This is a genomic window from Selenomonas sp. FC4001 (assembly GCF_000701565.1).
Lineage (GTDB): Bacteria > Bacillota > Negativicutes > Selenomonadales > Selenomonadaceae > Selenomonas_A > Selenomonas_A ruminantium_B.
On record NZ_JNJF01000004.1, the window covers coordinates 251,049 to 271,641 of the forward strand.

Consider the following 20,593-nt stretch of genomic DNA (forward strand, 5'->3'; position numbering starts at 1 on the left):
TCCTGCATCTCAAAAAGGATTATGGCCAGCAACACAGAATAACAGAATATATCAAAGGAACATATTGTTTACTGCATTACTAAGAGCGATAAGCACCAACAGTACCGTAATGCCGCCGATTAAATATTCTGCACAGCCCAAAAGATTTTTGGACTGCCAGTGACTTTTTACATTGGCCCAAACAACTTCCAGCGTAATAAACAGCGCAATAAAGCAAACGATATTCACGATATAGCGTAAAATTTCCATAATGGACAAGGCTCCTTTGAGTTTTATTTTATGCAAAAGAAGATAATTTTATGGTAAGCGACCGGATGGGGAATGTCAAGGTTTCGCCGGTTGCTTATCTTAAATAAGAATGCTATCATTAACAACAGATAACGACAGAGGGAGTCAATGTTGATGAATACTAAAATAATCATGCTGCAAGGCGCCATGGATTTGGAAACCGAACTGCTTATCGCTTCCTTGGAGCAACCACAGGAATATTTACTGGGAAAGTGGCGCTTTGTGGAAGGAATCTATAAAGATAAGCCTCTGGTAATCGCGGCCACTTCCATTGGCTCTGCCAATGCTGCAGCAGCTACCGCCTTAGGCATCGAGCATTTTCATCCTGCCGCTGTAATCAATCAAGGGACTGCAGGCGGTCATGATCCTGCCTTAAAAGCCTTTGATATCGTGTTAGGCAAACAGTCCTTTGACGTCAGTTCATATCGCACAGCCAAAGAGGAGCAAGCAGACTGGCAGCACATGGAACTGATGGGCGCTTATGCCTATGACCCGCAGGAAAAAACATTCCTGCCGCAATCTGTTTACTATTCCGGTGACCAGAAACTATTAGAAGCCGCACATAAAACAGCATCTGAGTATACTCGTGGAAAAGTAGTGAATGGCTGTTTTGCCAGCAGTAACACCTGGAACCGTCAAAAAGAACGCATCCGCTATCTGCATGAACAGTTCGGTTCCTCCTGTGAGGAAATGGAAGTCCATTCTGCCGCACAAATCTGCCAGCAATACAAAATTCCCTTCCTGGGTATCCGCATCATATCCAATACAGAATTTCAAGATGAGGAATTCCAGCCGGAATCGGCAAAAGCCTGCCAACAATTCGTACTGAAGGTTGTGCAAAACATCACATTGTAAAACAAGAACCTGCCATGGTTTTCGCCAAGGCAGGTTCTTATTATGTGCATGGGTAGTCACAGTTCAATAGATGTGATACTCTTTCCACGGTATTTGGTCCAGCCGGATGGATTTTAGGAATTCCACAATGTCCTTCCTCCCGTAGTAATGGGGTGTGCCACTGTTATCCTGACTCATAAGGATGATGGGCATATTGGGGAAGAACTGGGCCAGTTCGTGACGGGTCTGCACCATACGGGCAGTATACATGGTAACGGTTTGTTTCACTGCGATAATGGCAAAGGTCACTCCCTGTTCGATAATGACGGCTCCGTGTATGGTCATGGCGGGCACCTCCCGAAAACTATTGTTACTAATATTTTAGCAAAGAGCCTGCAAGGGGGCAAGGTTTTATGCTATACTAGAGGGTAATCGTTTTTCGTTTAGGAAGGAACTACTTATGGAAGCAGTTAACAATATAGACTTTGCCCATTTGCACGTCCATACGGAATTCAGTCTGTTGGACGGTGCCGCCCGCATCAAGGATTTGGTAGCACGGGCCAAAGAGCTGGGCATGAAACATCTGGCCATCACCGACCATGGCGTAATGTATGGCACCATTGACTTTTACAAGGAATGCAAGAAGCAGGGCATCAAACCCATTATCGGCTGTGAGGTCTACTTAGCGCCCGGCCCACGTCAAGAACGGCAGGATGTCAACGGTGTCCGCTACTACCATTTGATTTTGCTGGCGGAAAATCAAACGGGCTATAAGAATCTCGTCAAGCTCGTGTCGCTGGCCAATATTGAAGGCATGTACTACAAGCCCCGGGTGGATATGGAGCTGCTGCGCCAGTATCACGAGGGCATTATCTGCCTGTCCGCCTGTATCGCGGGCAATGTGCCTCAGGCCCTTATCCAGAACAACAAGGATAAAGCCGAACGGCTGATACAGGAATATATCGATATCTTCGGCAAGGACAATTACTTTCTGGAAATCCAAAATCACGGTCTGCCAGAGGAACGCACAGCTAATGCAGGCCTTATCGAACTGGCGGAAAAGTACGGCCTGGGCCTTGTGGCCACCAACGACAGCCATTATGTACGCCGCGAGGACAGTGAATTCCACGATATTCTGCTCTGCATTCAGATGAGCAAGACGGTGGATGACCCAGACCGCATGCGCTTCAACAGCGATGATTATTACTTGAAATCCTCCGAAGAAATGGCCGCCCTGTTCCCGGACCATCCCGAAGCCCTGAGCAATACCGTAAAGATTGCCGAGCGCTGTCAGGTGGATTTTGAGTTTGGCCATATCCAGTTGCCATATTATCCCATTCCCGAAGCCTATAAGGATGATGAAGCCTATTTGCGGGCCCTCTGTGAAAAGGCGCTGCCGTCCCGCTATCCGGAAGTCACCAAGGAAGTGCAGGAGCGTTTGGATTACGAGCTTTCCATCATCCACCGCATGGGGTATGACAGCTACTTCCTCATCGTTTGGGATTTTATCAATCACTCCCGTGAGCAGGGAATTTCTGTTGGCCCGGGCCGCGGCTCGGCAGCAGGCAGTATCGTCGCTTATCTGCTTGGCATCACGAACCTTGACCCCCTTAAATACGATTTGCTCTTTGAGCGCTTCCTGAATCCAGAACGCGTGACCATGCCGGATATTGATATCGACTTCTGCTATATCCGCCGTGAAGAGGTTATCGACTACGTAAAGGAGCGCTATGGTTATGACCATGTGGCCCAGATTGTCACCTTCGGTACCATGGCAGCCAAGGGAGCTGTCCGCGATGTGGGCCGTGCCCTGGGCATGAGCTATGCCCAGGTGGATACCATTGCCAAGCTGATTCCCAACGAACTAAAAATGACCTTAGACAAAGCCCTGAAGTCCTCCACGGAGTTCCGCAATCTTTACGAATCCTCGGAGGATGCGCATCGGCTTATCGACTTTGCCCGGAAGGTGGAAGGGCTGCCCCGTCATTCATCCACCCATGCAGCCGGCGTGGTTATTGCCAAACACCCGCTGACGGATTATCTGCCAGTTTCCGTATCCGAAGGTACTTTGGTGACGGAATTTGATAAGGACCACGTAGAGGAGCTGGGCCTCCTCAAAATGGACTTCTTGGGTCTGCGCACGCTGACGGTTATCAGTGACACCTTAAACAACATCAAAGCCACCCGCGGGGTAACTGTTGACATCAACGCCATCCCCTTGGAAGACGAACTGACCTCCAAGATGCTCTGCGAGGGGCGCACGGGGGCTGTGTTCCAGATGGAATCCTCGGGCATGACCAATCTCGTAAAGGATTTGGCCCCGAAGAACTTTGCGGATTTAATACCTACCGTAGCCCTGTACCGTCCGGGCCCTTTGGGCAGTGGCATGGTGGATGACTTTATCGGTGGCCGTCATGGGCGCAAGGAAGTCACCTATATGCACCCGCTCTTGGAGCCCATCCTCAAAGAAACCTTCGGCGTGGTGCTCTATCAGGAACAGGTTATGCAGATTGTGCAGGTATTGGCGGGCTTCTCGTTGGGCCAGGCCGACCTCCTACGTCGCGCCATGGGGAAGAAGAAGCACGAAATCCTGATGGCCCAGAAGGAGAATTTCCTCAAGGGCTGCGCGTCCAACAATATCGACGCCGACTTGGCTAACACCATCTTCGACCTTCTGACGCACTTTGCCGATTACGGCTTCAATAAGTCCCATAGTGCTGCCTATGCACTCGTAGCTTGGCAAACAGCTTATCTCAAAGCCCATTATCCCGCGGAGTTCATGGCGGCCATGCTCACGAGCGTCATGGACAACGCAGCCAAGGTGCCGGTCTATATCGAGCAGGCACACCGCATGGGCATTAAGATACTGCCGCCGGACATCAACGCCAGCAACATCATGTTCAGCGTAGATAAAGGGGATATCCGCTTTGGTTTGGCGGCGGTGCGCAACGTAGGAGACGCCGCCATTAAGGCCATCATGTCCGCGCGGCAAAAAGATGGCGACTTTAAGTCCCTGCTGGATTTCTGTACCCGCCTCGATATGGGCACGGTCAACAAGCGAGTCATTGAAAGCCTGATTAAATGCGGAGCCTTTGACTCGCTGGGCAATAAGCGCAGTCAGCTCCTCTCCGTGCTCGACAAGGTAACAGGGGAGGCCCAGAGGCGGCAGAAGGACTTTGCCCATGGCCAGCTCGGACTCTTCGGTGACTTTATGCAGGATGACGCGGCGGATATGCAGCTGCCGGACGTTGAGGAAGTTCCCAAACTCACCATGCTGGGCTGGGAAAAGGAAAACACCGGTTTTTACATCACAGGACATCCCTTGGACGAATACAAGGACCGAATCGGTCATCTGCCGGGCATTGAAACCCTGCAGGGAAGCGTCAAGGATAAGCAGGTGGTCCGCATTGCCGGGCTGATTACGGAAAGCAAGCGCATCACCACGAAGAAGGGCGATACCATGTGCTTTACCACCGTGGAAGATTACACGGAACAGCTCGAAGTCACCATCTTCCCCCGCACTTTTTTGCAGTATATGAATCTGCTGATACCGGACACCCCGGTTGTCATGCAGGGCAAGGTTGACCTGCGGGATGATGAAGTCAAACTGCTGGCCGACAAAATCTGGCCTGCAAAAGAATACCAGCCGGAGTATTATCTGATGCCCGCAGCGGAGGGCGGCGAGCAACTCCTCAAGGAATTGAAGGAGCTCATGGCCAAACACCACGGCGACCATGTTGTCTATCTCTATCGCGGCAGCTGGCAAAAACTCAGCGAAAGCTATTGGCTGGACAATGCGCCGGAAACCCTGACCGAGTTGGAAGCTCTTTTAGGGCCTAAAGGCGTAAAAAAACGCTGACCATATAACCCCATAATAAAGACCGATTGACATGTCAACCGGTCTTTTATTATGCCCTGCCTCCTTTATAATGGCAGGAAATAAATGGATTTTCGGCGAAATAATAAGCAAATATTTTGCGAGGGGGTCTTTTGATGTCCAATACGTTTTTAGCAGAACAGGATAAATTTAATCATACAGAGAGCAGTTTTCCCTTTGTTCCGGTTTCCGTCCAAATCCATCAGCAGGCGTTGAAAACGCCGGATAAAATAGCCGTGATTTCTGCAGGCCGCAAAATGTCCTATGGCGAGCTCGATATGCAATCAAGCCGCGTGGCCAATTTTTTGCTGCAAAAAATCAATCACCTGGAAAAGAGCAAGGATATTATCATTGGGGTGGCACTGGCACGCTCTGAATATGCCTATGTGGCAGAGCAGGGCATCTTAAAAGCCGGTGCGGCCTTTCTTCCTTTTGTGACTTCCTACCCGGATGAACGCATTAACTTTTGCCTGGCAGATGCCAATGCGCCGCTGCTGATTACTTCAGAGGCTTTGCGGCAAACAAGGAACTTCAACGGCGATTATGAGGTTATCACCATCGAAGAACTTTTGGCGAGTACGGATGTCTCTTATCCCGAAGCCGTAAACATTGCCCCGGATGATTTGGCCTATGTCATTTATACATCAGGTTCTACGGGAAAGCCCAAGGGCGTAATGATTGAACAGCACAGTCTGGCCAATTATGTACAGCGCGATGAAAAGTCCCTGGAAATCATGCACTATGTGCGCGAGGGACGCGTTTCCCTGGCTCTGGCAGCCTTTTCCTTTGACGTGTCAATCGTAGAGGAGTTTGTCCCCCTGACCAATGGCTGTACGGTATGTATTGCCACGGAGGAAGAAATCCATGACCCCTTCCTGCTGGCCAAGCTCATGCAAGAGTCGGGAGTAAACGGCATAACCTGTACGCCGACTTTTCTGCTTAGCATTTTGAACATCCCGGAATGTGCCGAAGCATTGAAAAATGTCGATTTTTATGATGTTGGTGCCGAGGCATTTCCCGCAGGGCTCTTTACCAAGCTCAGAAGCCTGCGTCAGGACAGTGTAATCATGAATGTCTATGGGCCGACGGAATGCACCATGGGCTGCTCCGCGGCCCTGATGGAAGAGGAAGGCGAAATCGTAGTCGGCGGGCCGATGGTGAATACCAAGTTTTATATCGTCGATCAGCAGGGAGAATTTCTGCCTGTGGGCGAAAAGGGCGAATTGATTATCTGCGGCGATTGTGTCGGCCGCGGCTATATCAATCTGCCGGACAGGACGGCCAAGGCCTTCTTTACCTGCAACGGCCTGCGGGCCTATCACAGCGGGGATTTGGCCTCGTGGACAGAGCAGGGAACCATACGCATTCATGGACGTATTGACAATCAGATTAAGCTGCGCGGCTTCCGCATTGAACTCGATGAAATTGAGAAAGTCATGGCAGAATTTCCCCAGGTGGATTCCTGTGCCGTTAAGGTTTTGAACCGTTCCGGGAAATCGGATTATCTGGCCGGCTACTTCACGGCAGCTCCTGATACCAATCCGCAGATACAGGATATTACCGATTTCATGAAGAACCGCCTCCCCGAGTACATGATTCCGGCCGTCATGCTGCATGTAGACAGTATGCCGCAGACGGTAAATGGCAAAATCGACCGCAAGCAGCTACCCTATATTGCACCTGTTCAGAGTACGGAAAATTATGTAGCTCCCCGAAATGAGAGTGAAGCGTATATTTGCAAGACTTTTGCTGAGGTACTGCATCTGGATGAAGGAACCGTCAGCGTGGAGGATGATTTCTTCCAATTGGGCGGCGACTCGCTTTCCAGCATGGTGCTGGTTTCCCATTTGATGGACAAGGGCATTTCCAGTGCAGATGTGTTCTCGCTAAGAACGGTGGAGCGCTTGGCGGCTCTGCTCGATGAACGCAGCAATGCCGAATCACTGGATGCCATAGACGATTACGAGCGCCAGCAGCCGCACAAACTTTCTCCCATGCAGTTGGAGATGGTGGACAATCAGATGATGATGCCGCGGACTACCATGTTCAACAATATGTCCTATTTCTTCCGCTTTTCCCGGAACATCGATTCCCAGAAACTGCAGCAGGCGGTTATTGCGGCCATCCATAATCATCCAGCTCTGGCCATGAAGATTATTTTCGATGATGACAATGACATGGTGCAGGTCTATTCGCCGGAAAGTCTGCCGGAAGTCAAAATCGAATATATGTCGGATTTGGAAATCATCAAATTATCCCACGAGCTGATAAAGCCCTTTAAGGTATTTAATGCGCCGCTGCTAAACGTGCGCATGTTTAAGTCAGACCGCTACACCTATTTGTTCTTCGACGTGCATCATCTGGCCATGGATGGTTCGTCCCTCAGTATCGTTCTGGCAGATATTATGCGGGCATATAATGGAGAAGATTTACCGCGGGATTATTATTGTGCTTATTTGGCCAATGAAGAAAAAATACGCGAGTCCCCTCAATATGAAGAAGATAAGGCGTATTTTCAAACGACCTATGGCGGTTATGATTGGTGCAAGATTCCGGAACCGGACAAAGACGATACCTACCATCTGGAGGCAGAACAGCGCAAAGTCCAGCTTCCCTTTGACGAAGTGGATTTGGCCGAAACCGAGAAGCGGCTGCACACATCCCGAAGCGTTATTGCCATCGCCGCGGCGATTCAGGCCCTGCATGAGTTTTCCGGGAAAAACGATATTATGACCAACTGGATTTTCAATAACCGTTTGGGCAGCTATGCGGCCAATTCCGTAGGCATGCTGATTAAAAATCTTCCGGTAGGCATACATATGGACAAGATAGACAGCACCAGCGCTCTTTTGGCCGAGGTAAAACGGCAGGTGACCGATGGGATTGCCCATTCCAGCTATGATTATTTCGTAGCCAACGACCAGCCCTTCCTGGATGACCCGATGGAGGTTAACTACCAGTTGAACATTAACGCAGATGAACTGGGTGAACTTCGGCCTTTCTATCTGCCCTTGCCCAATCCTTATTCTGCTCCTGGGGCCAGATTGGAACTGGAATTTCTGGAGAATGACAACAATTCCGGCTGCTTTGAATCGGAATTTGAATGGGCGGGGAATTTATTCTCCCGGAAAAAGATACGCGCCTTCCAGAATCTCTATATCGAAAAATTCATTAGCATTATCTTTGGTTAGAGGCACAGGGTTATGAACATCAAGTTATCGGACCATTTTACTTATCAAAAACTGCTTCTCTTTGCTGCTCCGACCATAGGTACCGTGATGATTGCCATCACCTATGATGTGATTGACGGCTATTTTGTTTCCAACTATATCGGCAAGACAGCATTTGCTGCGGTTAATCTCATTTATCCGTTTCAACTATTGCTTTCCATTGTGGGCTATATGTTCGGCACGGGCGGCAGTGCGCTGATTGCCTCAAAATTAGGCAACCAGGAACCGGAACGGGCAAACCAGCTCTTTACCATGATAATCAAGACAGCTCTCTATTTAGGTATCGCTTTGGCTGTAGTCGGCTTTATCTTCCTGCCTGACATTGCCGTCCTAATTGGTGCTACACCTGATATCATGGTTTATGGCCTGCCCTATGGACGAACATTGTTCCTTTTCCTGCCCGTCATGATTGTCGGCTATGCATTCCAAAGCATATTAATTACGGCAGAAAAACCACAGTTGGGCTTATATTTGTCGCTGGCCAATATGTTCAGCAATCTCATATTCGACTATCTCTTTATTGTGGCCTTTGACTGGGGAATGGTGGGCGCAGCTGCAGCCACGGGAATTGGAGCCTGCCTGAATGGGATTATTCCCTGGGTTTACTTTTCACGCCTCAATTCCAGCAGCCTGCAGTTCCAGCCATATAAACTAGAACTACAGCCGCTGTTAGCAGCATGCAGCAATGGCCTGTCGGAAATGGTCGATGATATGTCCTATTCGTTGATTTTTGTCTTTTACAATATCCAGTTATTGCGTTTTCTCGGCGAAGATGGTGTAGCGGCCTTTGGCGTAGTGATATTCATTGAAGGGATTTTCGCTGCCGTCTTTACCGGATTGGCCTTGGAGGCCAATTCAGTCGTTGGCTATCATTTTGGAGCAAAGAACTATCCAGAACTAAAAAGCCTGTTAAAAAAAGGAATCGTGCTCAATCTGTCGTTTGGCTTGCTCATGTTCTTTACAGCCCGTTGGACAGCCTCTTATATCGCAGAGCTTTATGTAGGCTATGATACGGCAGTCTGTACGCTGGCAGAACATGCCTTGTCTGTCTTTGCCTTCGCCTTTATCTTTCAGGGCTTTAACGTCTATGCCTCGGCTTACTTCACGGGCCTCAACAATGGCAAAATCTCCGGGATTATTGCGCTCATGCGCTCCTTTGTTATTCAGACACTGGCAATATTCGGCCTCCCGCTGTTTATGGGGGCAGAGGGCTTATGGATATCCCAGGCGACAGCGGAATTTCTATCCGTCTTTTTGGCAGCAGGCCTGCTGTACAGATACCGCAAGGATTACTGCGGGGACAGTTTGAAATAATATGGTGGTTTTATATGGCAGGAGGTGCTGGCATGAAAAAGGTGCGGATAACGGTTGTGCGGAAGGCATGCTACCCGGATTTGATGAAAAAATATGAAAATCCCATAGAGCATGCCTGTGACATAGAGGAAGGCACTGTGTTCATCGCCAATGGCTGGCAAAGACCGGAGGGATTGTGCGAAAGTGCCTGGGAGACCATGTCGCCATTCGTCATGGGGCTGGCACATGGTGCAGAGAACTTCTACGATGGTTGGATGAAAAATCCTCGGTCAGCTATGATTTCCTGCAATGATGGGTTCCGTCCGGTAAGTTTTCTGCTAGAGGTGGTGGATTAGGATGACGGACCGCGGTTGCAATGGTGTGGCTTATAATAGCAATGGCGCATAGGGAAAGAATGGCACGGGCAAAGTCCCGTGCCAAATGACAGGTAATGACCATGATTTTTGCTTTACTCTGTGATGGTGGTATGATATAGTAAAAGTAGGGATTTTCCTACTTTATACAGGAGGGATTCATTATGATGGCGGTAAATGTGCCGGATACTTTTATAGATAATGCTAAAGTAATGGCAAAGGGACAGGTGACTATTCCTAAGGATGTAAGAAATGTATTGGGGCTAGATAGTGGAAGTAGGGTAACTTTTATTGTTGAAAATGGTTCTGTTCGCATGGTTAATTCTGCTATATACGCCATGCAGATGCTGCAGAACGAAATGTCAGACGAAGCTGAAAGAACTGGGTTGGTTACCGATGAGGCAGTCAATAATCTGGTAAAAGATATACGCAGCGAGGGAGAATAAGGAAAGATGCGTATACTGATTGACACCAACATACTGATTTCTGCAATATTAGGGAATGGAACTCCTTTTCAAGCTTATGTAAAGGCAGTGTCCTATCCTAACTCAGGAGTGGTGTGTACCCAAAATATAGATGAACTTCGGCGCATCTTCAACAGAAAGTTCCCTAAGAAGATATCTGCAATGGAGCAATTTTTGGCAATGGCTCTTTCCGTCATAGAGGTAGTACAAGTGCCGGATGAGTTGACAGAAGAGGAAAAGTCAATTCGAGATGTAAATGACAGGGGCATTATGAGAGCTGCTGTGGCATCGCGAGTGGATGTTATACTGACTGGAGATAAAGATTTCCTAGAATCGGGAATAAGCATTCCGAAAATAATGACAGCAGCAGATTTTCTAATGATGGAAAATAATAACTCCGTTTGATTGCGTCAAATAAAATATCAATGACAACTTCATAACCGAATTGATACAAGCAAGCAGAGAGAAAAACACCTCGAAACCCGATGAAATAAGGGGCTTCGAGGTGTTTTTGCATTGTGGGGAAGTTGCATAGGCAGAAGGGGGAAAGGATATAGGCAGGGATTTGTGGTGTTGCGGCTCCGAAGGGGGTGCAAACAGGAGGACGGTGTTTGCAGGGTGTGCAACTTTAAAGTGCCATGACAGACAAGGATAGGAAAGTAATTGTTCAACTTAGAGAAAATGGGCTGGGGTATGGCAGAATTGCCCGCCTGTTGGGGATACCGCTTAGTACGGTCAAGTCCTACTGTCGCAGGAATAATTTGCTTGGCAGAGCAGGGGGGGATGTCTGCATGCAGTGTGGTAACCACCTTGAGCAGGTGCTACGCAGAAAGAAGAAAAAATTTTGCTCGGATGGCTGCCGGATAAGGTGGTGGAACCATCATATGCATCTGATGAAGGCCAATGCCGTATGCGTTCACTGCGGTAAAGAATTTCATGGCAGGTCAGGACGTAAGTATTGTTCACATCGTTGCTATATTGCAGAAAGGTTCGGTGGGAAAGATGACTCGGAGAATGTTACGGCGTGAAGCTCGCTATCAAGTGATAATGGTGGTGCTAAGGTCATTTCTGCGGCAGAGGCATAAACAAGCGAGAATACAGAATGGCTGAGACTACGATGATTAAGAAGTATAGGCCGGCTTCAGGGACGCTGTTTTCTGACCTTGTGCTGATTTAATGCCAGTACGCGAACAGTGTAAAATAGCCAGAATAGCAGGATTTGCGGTGGCATTAGCGAATTTTGATAAAAGTAGAAGATTTGGCTGAGAATGAGGGAGTAACTGCTATAAAGCTTACAAAATAGATTCTTCCCCATTCCAAACCTATATGATATGCTTAAGAACCGCCTTTACAGTCGGATAAAGGGCGAGATGTCGCAGAAGGAGCAGGTCGAGGAGTTCTATGCAGACAAGCAGGATACCAACTCGCCGTGGGAGACGGATAAGGTGTTGCTGGACTTGAAGATGAAGTGAGGACTGGGTCATCTGGAGGGAAATCTTGTCTGATGCGTATTTACGTTGATGCTGACGCCTGCCCTGTAGTGAAAGAGACGGAGCAGGTGGCGAAAAAAGCCAGACAATCAAAGAAGAAAGTGCATCTGAAAGGCCCAGATAAGCGCACGAGGGCAGATAATGAGAAGTTTGCAGATGGGCTGGCTCGTCTGTTGGAGATAGCGAGGAATAGCGATGGATTGGCTTAAACTGGAAATATACATACCAGAATCACATTTTTCTATGTTGCAAAGTGCGTTGCAATCAGTTGATGCCGGGCATATTGGCAAATACGACAGTTGCTTGTCTTACTCTCGTGTCAAGGGTACATGGAGACCACTTCGGGGAGCCAGCCCGTATAATGGAACTGAAGGCACAGTGAGTGAGGCAGAGGAGCTCAAGGTAGAGGTCAATATCAGCAGCGACAAGCTGAACAGCACCTTACGGGCTATAAGAACTATCCATCCCTATGAAGAGCCCGTCATAAATGTCATCCCACTTTGTGCGACTAGGGAGGAAGCGTTGATGGAAGAGATGAAAGAAAATCAGGAGCAGCGGCGATTGCTCGGTGCCAAGTATCGCAGGGCTATTCCGCAGAGTGGAGAAGTGTGGTACCACTTCAAGAATAACGAGTATAAGATTGTGGCCTGCCCTGTCACGCACACAGAGTCGCAGGAGATTTACTGCGTGTATCAGGCGCTTTATGGTAACTACGGTATATACTGCCGGCCACTTGATATGTTCATGAGCGAGGTTGATTACGAGAAATACCCGCAGGCAGGGCAGAAATATCGGTTTGAGAAAAAATGACTGTACCATGATGGAGGTGCCAGACAATGAGCAAGATTGATGAGTTGGCGAGAATTATGGCCACCAGTTTCCATATGGTATTCTTTGGCGGTGCCGGTATGTCCACCGAGTCAGGCATACCCGACTTTCGCAGTGCTGACGGTATATACAACCAAAAACTTAACCGAGAGTTCAGCCCGGAAGAAATGGTATCTCATACCTTTCTGTGTGACCACCCACATGATTTTTTTGACTTTTTCTTTGCCAAGATGGTATTTCTTGATGCCAAGCCCAATTTAGGGCATTATGCTTTGGCTGAGTTGGAAAGCAAAGGAAAGCTGCTGGCAGTGGTCACTCAAAATATAGATGGTCTTCATCAAAGCGCTGGTAGTGAAAGTGTGTGTGAACTTCATGGCTCAATTATGCACTGGCATTGTATGGACTGCGGCAGGCAATATACACTGGAATATGCCCTGCAAAACCAACCGGTTCCTATTTGTAAAGACTGTAGCGGCATCGTGCGGCCAGATGTGGTTTTATATGAAGAAGCACTCAATGAACTGGTAATCGAAGCCGCTGTGCGGGCAATTCGCAAGGCTGATACGCTTATTGTAGGCGGCACTTCGTTGGCTGTGTATCCAGCGGCAGGTCTATTGGATTATTTTCGGGGCGATAATCTGGTGGTTATCAATAAAACTGCTACCAAGGCAGATATGAGTGCTAATCTGGTCATTCGGGAACCAATAGGCAAGGTGCTGAGTGCAGCGGTTAGGAAAAACGGAGGTGCGGTATGACCGTAATCAGAACTGAGTTAGGAGACATTACAGCAAAGCATTATGCCGATGCCATTGTCAATGCCGCCAATGAGAGCCTGCTTGGCGGCGGTGGCGTGGATGGAGCAATACATCGAGTCGCTGGGCCGGAACTTTTAGCAGAGTGCCGAACGCTTGGTGGCTGCAAGACAGGGCAGGCGAAAATTACTAAAGCGTATAAGCTACCTTGCGATCATGTCATCCATACTGTGGGGCCGGTATGGCATGGCGGAAAACACGGTGAAGCAGAACTACTGGCTGACTGCTATCGTCACTCACTGGAGATTGCCATAGAGAGAGGGATCCGCAGCGTGGCTTTTCCATCAATATCGACGGGGGTGTACGCCTATCCCGTGCAACAGGCAGCGGAGATTGCCATTGGGGCGGTCAGAGAAGTCGTAAAGGAGTACCCTAAGGCATTTGACGAAATTCTGTGGGTATTGTTCGATGAGCGGACAAAGCTGGTGTATGATGGAGCGTTACAGAAATGCTGACACCAAAGTATATCAACAGCTTGACGGAGGAAGAATAGGGTAGCAGGTGGCACGGGCAAAGTCCCGTGCCAATTTTCTTGTCTTAACTTCTTATTTTATGGTAAAATGATTGTTATGTGATTAACAAGATTAATGGAGTGTATGTTTTTGAGACGAAGAATCGCCTGTAAAGCAGTCACAGCGTTCATGCTGGGGGCTGCTGGTTTTATGATAAATTTGCCGCAGAGTCCGTCTGCTTTTGCCGAAGTGCAGGATAAGGTCTACGTTCAGCCGGAGAGGCCGAATATTCCGGGACTTGTGGTAAGTCCTGCCGACCCCTTGCAAAAGCTGACGGCCCGTTCCGCTATCGTAATGGATACAGTAACGGGACAGATTCTCTACGAGCGGGATATTGATGCCCGCCGTTATCCGGCCAGCACCACGAAGATGATGACCTTGATTGTGGCCCTGGAGCATGGCAAGTTGGACGATATCGTTACCGTCAGCAAGAATGCCGAAGGGGTGGAAGGTTCTACGCTCTGGCTGGTGCAAGGCGATAAAATTCCTCTGGGCGAGCTTCTGACCGGCATGATGATGCATTCCGGCAATGATGCCACTGTCGCTGTAGCTGAGCATATCGCAGGCAGCGTGCCCGCCTTTGTGCGCATGATGAATGACAAGGCCGAGGAGCTTGGGGCTAACAGCACCCATTTCATGAACCCCAACGGCCTGCCGGATGAAAAGCATTACACCACGGCCTATGATTTGGCCAAAATCGCCGCCTACGGCTACAGCCTGCCGCATTTCGAGGAAATCGTGGGCAAGCAGGAAGCGCTCTATGACTGGGTAAAAGACCCGGCCAAGAAACTGCGCAATGAGAATCAGATGCTCTGGCTCTATCGCGGGGCTAACGGCGTCAAGACAGGCTACACGGATGCCGCAGGCCGCTGCCTGGTATCCGCCGCCCGCCGCGACGGTATGCAGCTCGTAGCGGTGGTGCTGGACAGCTACTATATGTGGAACGATTCCATTGCCCTGCTCGACTACGGCTTCCAGAATGCCCATCCCAAGACTTTGGTCAAGAAGGGCGAAGTGGTGGCAAAAGTAGATGTTGCCGATGGCCGCCATGATGAATTGGAACTTGTCGCCGCTGAATCCTTGGTCGCCGTGGAAAAGACCGGCGAAACAGCCAAGGTGGAGCGCAAGGTGGAAGTACCGCACGAAGTTGCCGCCCCGATAAAAAAGGGCGATGTCATCGGCAAGGTAATCTGCTACTATGACGGCAAAGCCCAAGGTTCCATCTATCTTTTGGCCGCTCAGGATGTGGAATATTATTCCTTCTGGGACAATCTCTTAAAAACGCTGCGTGATTTCTGGAAAGGACTGTTCTGATGGAAGAACGCTTGCAAAAAATCATTGCCAAGGCGGGAATTGCTTCCCGGCGGGCGGCAGAGGGGCTTATTCTTGCAAGACGAGTAACTGTTGACGGCAAGACCATCACCGAGCTGGGGGGCAAGTACGACAGCAGCCGCCAGCACATCTGCGTGGACGGCAAGCCCCTGACCTTTGCCGAGGAAAAAGTCTACTTCCTGCTCAATAAACCCAAAGGCTATCTTTCCACGGCCAAGGACGAGCGCGGGCGGCGCACAGTACTGGACTTATTGCCCGAGGTCAAAGAGCGGGTCTATCCCTTGGGGCGTCTCGACAACAACACGGAAGGGCTGCTCCTAATTTCCAATGACGGCAATCTGATGAATGGCCTGTTGCATCCCCGCTACAAGGTCAATAAGACCTATATCGCCAGAGTCACGCCGATTCCCACAGAAAATGCTTTGGACAAATTACGCCAGGGCATTCAGCTCGAAGACGGGCTCACGGCTCCGGCTGTAGTAAAGCTATTGGACACCGCCGAGGATGACGCCAAGGTGGAAATCACCATTCATGAGGGCCGCAACCGGCAGGTGCGCCGGATGTTTGCCGCCATTGGCTCCGATGTACGGGCCTTGAAGCGGGTGAAATTTGCGGATCTGACCTTGGCAGGCGTCAAGCGTGGTCATTACCGCCCTTTGACCGCTGAAGAAGTTGCAGAACTCTATCGTATAGCAGGTTTAGAACAATCATGAAAAAAATCATTGTAATCGGTGCCGGCCCCGCAGGCATGATGGCAGCCATCAAGGCGGCGGAGAACGGCGCTGATGTTACCATACTCGAAAAAATGAAGCGCCCCGGCAAGAAGATGCTGATTACTGGCAAGGGCCGCTGCAATATCACCAATGCCGCCACCGTGCCCGAAATCATCAAAAATATCCACGGCAACGGCAAATTTCTCAACAGCTCCATGCGGGCCTATGACAATGAGGATGTTATCTACTTCTTCGAGTCGCAGGGCGTACCGACCAAGGTGGAACGCGGCCAGCGTGTGTTTCCCGTCAGCGACAAGGCCCAGGATGTCGTGGATGCCATGGTGCATAAACTCCATGAACTCGATGTCAAAATCGAAACCGACAGCCCGGTCAGCGAAATTCTCGCCCAGGACGGGGAAGTAAAGGCTGTGAAATTGCAGAGCGGTGCCAGCTTCAAAGCCGATGCCGTAATCCTCTGCACCGGCGGGGCATCTTACCCCGGCACCGGCTCCACAGGCGACGGCTATAAGATGGCGCAGAAACTCGGCCATACGCTGGTGGATATCCACCCGTCGCTGGTTCCTCTGGAAACCGAGGAAGATTGGGTAAAATCCGTACAGGGCCTATCCCTGCGCAATGTAAAGGCCACGCTCTTGGTAGACGGCGAGAAAAAGACGGATATGTTCGGGGAAATGATGTTTACCCATTTCGGCGTAACCGGCCCCATCATCCTTTCCCTAAGCCGGGCAGCTACCGAGGCACTAGCCAATGATTCCTTTGTGGAACTTGAGCTCAACTTAAAACCCGCGCTAGCCGAAGATGTGCTGGATGCCCGCCTGCAGCGGGATTTTACCAAGTATCAGCGCAAGCAGCTGGGCAATGCCATGGTGGATTTACTGCCGCATAAGCTCATCGAGCCGGTGCTCGATGCGGCGTTCCTCGAAATGGATAAGCCTGTGCATCAGATAACGGTGGAAGAACGCCATCGTTTGGGACAGACTTTGCAGCATTTGCCGCTGACCATCACGAAAGCAAGGCCGATTGCCGAAGCCATTGTGACGGCAGGCGGGATTTCCGTCAAGGAAATCAATCCCAAGACCATGGAGTCCAAACTCGTCAAAGGCTTGTACTTTGCCGGCGAAGTGGTGGATGTGGACGCTTATACCGGCGGCTACAATCTGCAAGCGGCCTTTTCCATGGGCGCAGCCGCTGGCAACTGGAGTGTGTGGAACGATTAATCATATATACCTATAAAACAAAGGGGTTGTCTGAATGGAAAAAATCCAGATTGAAAAAGCCCGTCAGGGCCTGCAAGGCGAAATCGTAATACCCGGTGACAAGTCCATTTCCCATCGCAGTGTCATGTTCTCTGCCCTTGGGGATACGCCGGTGCGCATCAAGAACTTCCTGCACGCACAGGACTGCATGTCCACCGCAGCCTGCATGGAAGCACTCGGTGCAAAAGTCGAATTCATCAGCGACACGGAGCTTATCGTCACGGGTAATGGCCTGCATGGACTCAAGGAACCGGCAACCATTCTGGATGCGGGCAACTCCGGCACAACCCTGCGCCTCTTGATGGGTATTTTGGCCGCCCAGCCCTTTCTTTCCACCTTCACGGGGGATGCTTCCCTGCACAAGCGCCCCATGGGCCGGGTAATCAAGCCGCTCTCCCAGATGGGCGCACAGATTTACGGCCGCGAAAACAATGCGAAACTGCCCATCACCGTAGTACCTGCCCAGGAAAAACTTCACGGCATGCACTACGACAGCCCGGTTGCCAGTGCGCAGGTAAAATCGGCTATTTTGCTGGCCGGCATGTTTGCCGAGGGCGAAACGACGGTCAAGGAACCCTTTGTCTCTCGTGACCATACGGAACAGATGCTCGCGGCCTTCGGTGTGCAGCTCAAGCGCGAAGGCACGGCTGTAACCATCCAGCCCGTAGAAAAATTCACGGCACCGCAGGAAATCGAAGTGCCCGGCGATATCAGTTCTGCCGCCTATTGGCTCGTAGCTGGCAGCATCGTGCCCGGCAGCAAACTGCTCTTAAAGAACGTGGGCATCAATCCCACCCGCACAGGTATTCTCGATGTACTCAAGGACATGGGCGCCAAGATTACCCTGCAGAATGAACGCACAAGCGGCGGGGAAGCCGCAGCGGATATGCTGGTGGAATACAGCGACCTCAAGGGCGTGACTTTCGGTGCTGAAATCATGCCGCGCCTGATTGACGAAATCCCCATTATCGCCGTGGCGGCCCTTTGTGCCCAAGGCGATACCGTGATTACAGGAGCAGGCGAACTGCGCGTCAAGGAAACCGACCGCCTCATGGCCATTGCCAAGGAATTCAACAAGCTGGCACCTGGCGCTGTAGAAGAACGCGAGGACGGCCTTGTGATTCATGGCGGTGCCAAACTGCAAAATGCAACGGCCTTTTCCTATGACGACCACCGCATTGCCATGTCCCTAGCCATCCTCGGCACCGTGGGCGCTGGCGTGGAGATTCAAAATCCCCAGTGCGTCAATATCTCGTATCCCGAATTTTATCAGACTTTGGAGGAAATACAGTAATGAAGAATTTAGTAGTAGCAATCGACGGCCCTGCCGGAGCAGGCAAAAGCACCGTGGCTCAGTTAGCCGCCAAGAAACTCGGCTATACCTATATCGATACCGGCGCCATGTACCGTGCCGTAGCCTGGAAAACCCTGCAGCAGAAGAAGGACGTCACCGACGAGCTGATTCTCGAAGTGGTCAAGGATATTGATGTAGACCTGCAGTACAAGGACGGCAAAACCACCGTTGCCGTAGACGGCACCGATGTGACGGGCGAAATCCGCACGCCGGAAGTCAGCGCTATCGTGTCCCAGGTCGCTGCCCTTGGCCCTGTCCGCGAAAAGATGGTAGACCTGCAGCGCAAGATGGGTGAGCGGGGCAGCGTGCTCATGGATGGCCGTGATATCGCCACCAACGTCCTGCCCAATGCAGATGTCAAGATTTTCCTGACTGCCTCCATTGAAGAACGCGCCCGCCGCCGCCACAAAGAGCTCACGGAAAAAGGCTATACCATCGACATGGAACAGATGAAAGCCGATATCGCCGCCCGCGACAAAGCCGACAGCGAACGCGAAATCAGCCCGCTGGTACAGGCTGAAGATGCCACGCTGCTCGACACCACGGGCCTGTCCATTGACGAAGTAGTAGAGCGCATCCTCTCCATGTGCAAATAAGAGGTGCATCATGTTATATAGTCTGTTACAGCTGATTTTCAGCATTTTCTTCAAACTCTTTTTCCGCGCCGAAATCTACGGCCGGGAGAATATGCCAAAAGACGGCGCCGTGATTCTGGCCGCCAACCACATGAGCAACTGGGATCCGCCTTTTGTCGCCACCTTCCTGCACCGCCCGGTAAGCTATATGGCCAAGATTGAACTCTTCAAGAATCCCATCTTTGGCCGGGCCATTACCGCCTGCCATGCCTTTCCCGTAAAGCGGGGAGCTGCTGACCGTGGCGCCATAAAAGCCGCCATGCAGGTGCTCAAAGAGGGCCGCTGCCTCGGCCTGTTCCCGGAAGGCACCCGCAGCCGTACCGGAAAACTCGGCAAAGCCGAAGCCGGTGTCGGTCTTATCGCCGCCATGAGCAAAGCGCCCATCGTGCCGGCTGCCATCATCGGCACCGATAAGATTTTTGCGGGTGGAGAACATTTCCCGAAGCTCAAGGTTATCTACGGCGAACCCATGAAGTTTGAAGGCAACCATAAAGACAAAGAAGCTCTGGAAGCATTTTCCCAGAGCATTATGGATAAAATCGCCGCCATGAAAGCTGAATATCAGGATTAACGAATATGAGGTGAGACACATGATTTTGCAGGTTACCGTCACGGAATATCTTCCTACCAATGTTTACTTCTACATTGACGAGGAAAGCAAGCATGGCTTCATTATCGACCCAGGCGCCGAAGCCGCCAAACTCAAAAAAGTTGCGGAAGATAGGGGCTTTGTCATTGAAAAAATCCTGCTGACCCACGGCCACTTCGACCATATCGCTGCAGTAAACGAATTGCAGGCAGCCTGGGGCGCCGAGGTCATTATGCAGGAGAACGGCAAGAACTACGCAGAAAATCCCGACTGGAATCTTTCGAGCCAGCTGCGGAAGGAAATCATCCTCCATGATGTCACGTACCTGCCTCACAACGCCTTAATCACCTTAAAGGACAATCCTGACCACAAGCTGCAGCTCATCCATTGTCCCGGCCATACCTCCGACGGCTGTGCCTTCTACAGCGAAAAGGACGGCATCGCCTTTGTAGGGGATTGTGTCTTCCGCGAAAGCTACGGCCGCACCGATTTGCCCGGCGGGGATGAAGAAACCCTGCTGCGCCATATCACGGACCGCCTGCTGACCCTGCCGCCGGAAACCATCCTGCTGAGCGCTCACTCGGAAGAAACCACCGTGGAGCATGAACGCAAGATGCCCTGGTACGCCGGGCGCCTCAAATAAAGCAAAAATGACATCTGACTTGTCAAAAAAAGACCGGTCAGATGTCAT

23 protein-coding genes and 1 pseudogene are annotated in these 20,593 nt (G+C 50.5%); 22 read left to right on the top strand and 2 right to left on the bottom strand.

The window, feature by feature from the left end; translation table 11 throughout:
• Window positions 1-51 precede the first annotated feature (51 nt).
• A complete protein-coding gene (locus T320_RS01240) occupies window positions 52-249 on the bottom strand; it encodes a hypothetical protein (RefSeq protein WP_026760707.1) in 198 nt (65 codons plus the stop codon).
• Between the two features lie 153 nt (window positions 250-402).
• Here T320_RS01240 and mtnN point away from each other — a divergent pair, with 153 nt between their 5' ends.
• Window positions 403-1,143 (top strand): 5'-methylthioadenosine/S-adenosylhomocysteine nucleosidase, encoded by a 741-nt coding sequence (gene mtnN / locus T320_RS01245; RefSeq protein WP_051608527.1) that lies wholly within the window; start codon window positions 403-405, stop codon window positions 1,141-1,143.
• 63 nt (window positions 1,144-1,206) lie between these two features.
• On the opposite strand, the gene T320_RS01250 is transcribed toward mtnN, so the two are convergent.
• On the bottom strand, window positions 1,207-1,467 hold the full coding sequence (locus T320_RS01250; RefSeq protein WP_026760706.1) for a hypothetical protein: 261 nt from the start codon (window positions 1,465-1,467) through the stop codon (window positions 1,207-1,209).
• Window positions 1,468-1,582: 115 nt separating this feature from the next.
• Here T320_RS01250 and T320_RS01255 point away from each other — a divergent pair, with 115 nt between their 5' ends.
• From T320_RS01255 to T320_RS01340, 21 genes and pseudogenes are all read left to right on the top strand, one after another.
• Entirely contained in the window at window positions 1,583-4,981 is a 3,399-nt protein-coding gene (locus tag T320_RS01255; RefSeq protein ID WP_231465817.1) for a DNA polymerase III subunit alpha, read from the top strand.
• Window positions 4,982-5,115: 134 nt separating this feature from the next.
• A complete protein-coding gene (locus tag T320_RS01260) occupies window positions 5,116-8,190 on the top strand; it encodes an amino acid adenylation domain-containing protein (RefSeq protein WP_037352166.1) in 3,075 nt (1,024 codons plus the stop codon).
• A 12-nt stretch (window positions 8,191-8,202) separates the two neighbouring features.
• Window positions 8,203-9,543, top strand: a complete 1,341-nt coding sequence (locus tag T320_RS01265) for an MATE family efflux transporter (RefSeq protein WP_037352168.1) — start codon at window positions 8,203-8,205, stop codon at window positions 9,541-9,543.
• Between the two features lie 32 nt (window positions 9,544-9,575).
• Window positions 9,576-9,878 carry a TIGR04076 family protein gene (locus T320_RS01270; protein WP_026760702.1) on the top strand — a complete coding sequence of 101 codons (303 nt, stop codon included), beginning with the start codon at window positions 9,576-9,578 and terminating at the stop codon, window positions 9,876-9,878.
• A 182-nt stretch (window positions 9,879-10,060) separates the two neighbouring features.
• Window positions 10,061-10,342 carry an AbrB/MazE/SpoVT family DNA-binding domain-containing protein gene (locus T320_RS01275; protein WP_231465818.1) on the top strand — a complete coding sequence of 94 codons (282 nt, stop codon included), beginning with the start codon at window positions 10,061-10,063 and terminating at the stop codon, window positions 10,340-10,342.
• A gap of 6 nt (window positions 10,343-10,348) precedes the next feature.
• Window positions 10,349-10,765, top strand: coding sequence for a putative toxin-antitoxin system toxin component, PIN family (locus T320_RS01280; protein WP_037352170.1), 417 nt, complete (start codon window positions 10,349-10,351; stop codon window positions 10,763-10,765).
• Window positions 10,766-10,998: 233 nt separating this feature from the next.
• Window positions 10,999-11,103: pseudogene (locus T320_RS15035) on the top strand (sigma factor-like helix-turn-helix DNA-binding protein); the annotation flags it as partial.
• Between the two features lie 48 nt (window positions 11,104-11,151).
• Window positions 11,152-11,388, top strand: a complete 237-nt coding sequence (locus T320_RS14905) for a hypothetical protein (protein ID WP_231465828.1) — start codon at window positions 11,152-11,154, stop codon at window positions 11,386-11,388.
• Between the two features lie 53 nt (window positions 11,389-11,441).
• On the top strand, window positions 11,442-11,537 hold the full coding sequence (locus T320_RS15100; RefSeq protein ID WP_369793425.1) for a hypothetical protein: 96 nt from the start codon (window positions 11,442-11,444) through the stop codon (window positions 11,535-11,537).
• Window positions 11,538-11,691: 154 nt separating this feature from the next.
• A complete protein-coding gene (locus tag T320_RS14770; RefSeq protein ID WP_197019344.1) occupies window positions 11,692-11,832 on the top strand; it encodes a hypothetical protein in 141 nt (46 codons plus the stop codon).
• 32 nt (window positions 11,833-11,864) lie between these two features.
• Window positions 11,865-12,059, top strand: a complete 195-nt coding sequence (locus tag T320_RS01290) for a hypothetical protein (RefSeq protein ID WP_037352172.1) — start codon at window positions 11,865-11,867, stop codon at window positions 12,057-12,059.
• Window positions 12,060-12,375: 316 nt separating this feature from the next.
• Window positions 12,376-12,660: a DUF1653 domain-containing protein gene (locus tag T320_RS14775; protein WP_197019345.1), complete on the top strand. Its 285-nt coding sequence runs from the start codon at window positions 12,376-12,378 to the stop codon at window positions 12,658-12,660.
• Between the two features lie 26 nt (window positions 12,661-12,686).
• Window positions 12,687-13,433 (top strand): NAD-dependent protein deacylase, encoded by a 747-nt coding sequence (locus T320_RS01300; RefSeq protein WP_037352175.1) that lies wholly within the window; start codon window positions 12,687-12,689, stop codon window positions 13,431-13,433.
• Window positions 13,430-13,945 (top strand): O-acetyl-ADP-ribose deacetylase, encoded by a 516-nt coding sequence (locus T320_RS01305; protein WP_037352177.1) that lies wholly within the window; start codon window positions 13,430-13,432, stop codon window positions 13,943-13,945. Before T320_RS01300 ends, T320_RS01305 begins: the two co-directional genes overlap by 4 nt.
• Before the next feature lie 147 nt (window positions 13,946-14,092).
• Complete coding sequence (locus T320_RS01310) at window positions 14,093-15,316, top strand: D-alanyl-D-alanine carboxypeptidase family protein (RefSeq protein ID WP_231465819.1); 1,224 nt, start codon at window positions 14,093-14,095, stop codon at window positions 15,314-15,316.
• Window positions 15,316-16,047, top strand: coding sequence for a pseudouridine synthase (locus T320_RS01315; RefSeq protein ID WP_037352182.1), 732 nt, complete (start codon window positions 15,316-15,318; stop codon window positions 16,045-16,047). Before T320_RS01310 ends, T320_RS01315 begins: the two co-directional genes overlap by 1 nt.
• Window positions 16,044-17,285 (top strand): BaiN/RdsA family NAD(P)/FAD-dependent oxidoreductase, encoded by a 1,242-nt coding sequence (locus T320_RS01320; protein ID WP_037352185.1) that lies wholly within the window; start codon window positions 16,044-16,046, stop codon window positions 17,283-17,285. Before T320_RS01315 ends, T320_RS01320 begins: the two co-directional genes overlap by 4 nt.
• 34 nt (window positions 17,286-17,319) lie before the next feature.
• Window positions 17,320-18,618, top strand: coding sequence for a 3-phosphoshikimate 1-carboxyvinyltransferase (gene aroA, locus T320_RS01325; protein ID WP_037352189.1), 1,299 nt, complete (start codon window positions 17,320-17,322; stop codon window positions 18,616-18,618).
• Window positions 18,618-19,274, top strand: a complete 657-nt coding sequence (gene cmk / locus T320_RS01330) for a (d)CMP kinase (RefSeq protein ID WP_037352191.1) — start codon at window positions 18,618-18,620, stop codon at window positions 19,272-19,274. Before aroA ends, cmk begins: the two co-directional genes overlap by 1 nt.
• Before the next feature lie 10 nt (window positions 19,275-19,284).
• Window positions 19,285-19,884: a lysophospholipid acyltransferase family protein gene (locus T320_RS01335; RefSeq protein ID WP_037352193.1), complete on the top strand. Its 600-nt coding sequence runs from the start codon at window positions 19,285-19,287 to the stop codon at window positions 19,882-19,884.
• A 19-nt stretch (window positions 19,885-19,903) separates the two neighbouring features.
• Window positions 19,904-20,545, top strand: a complete 642-nt coding sequence (locus T320_RS01340) for an MBL fold metallo-hydrolase (protein ID WP_037352195.1) — start codon at window positions 19,904-19,906, stop codon at window positions 20,543-20,545.
• Window positions 20,546-20,593 lie beyond the last annotated feature (48 nt).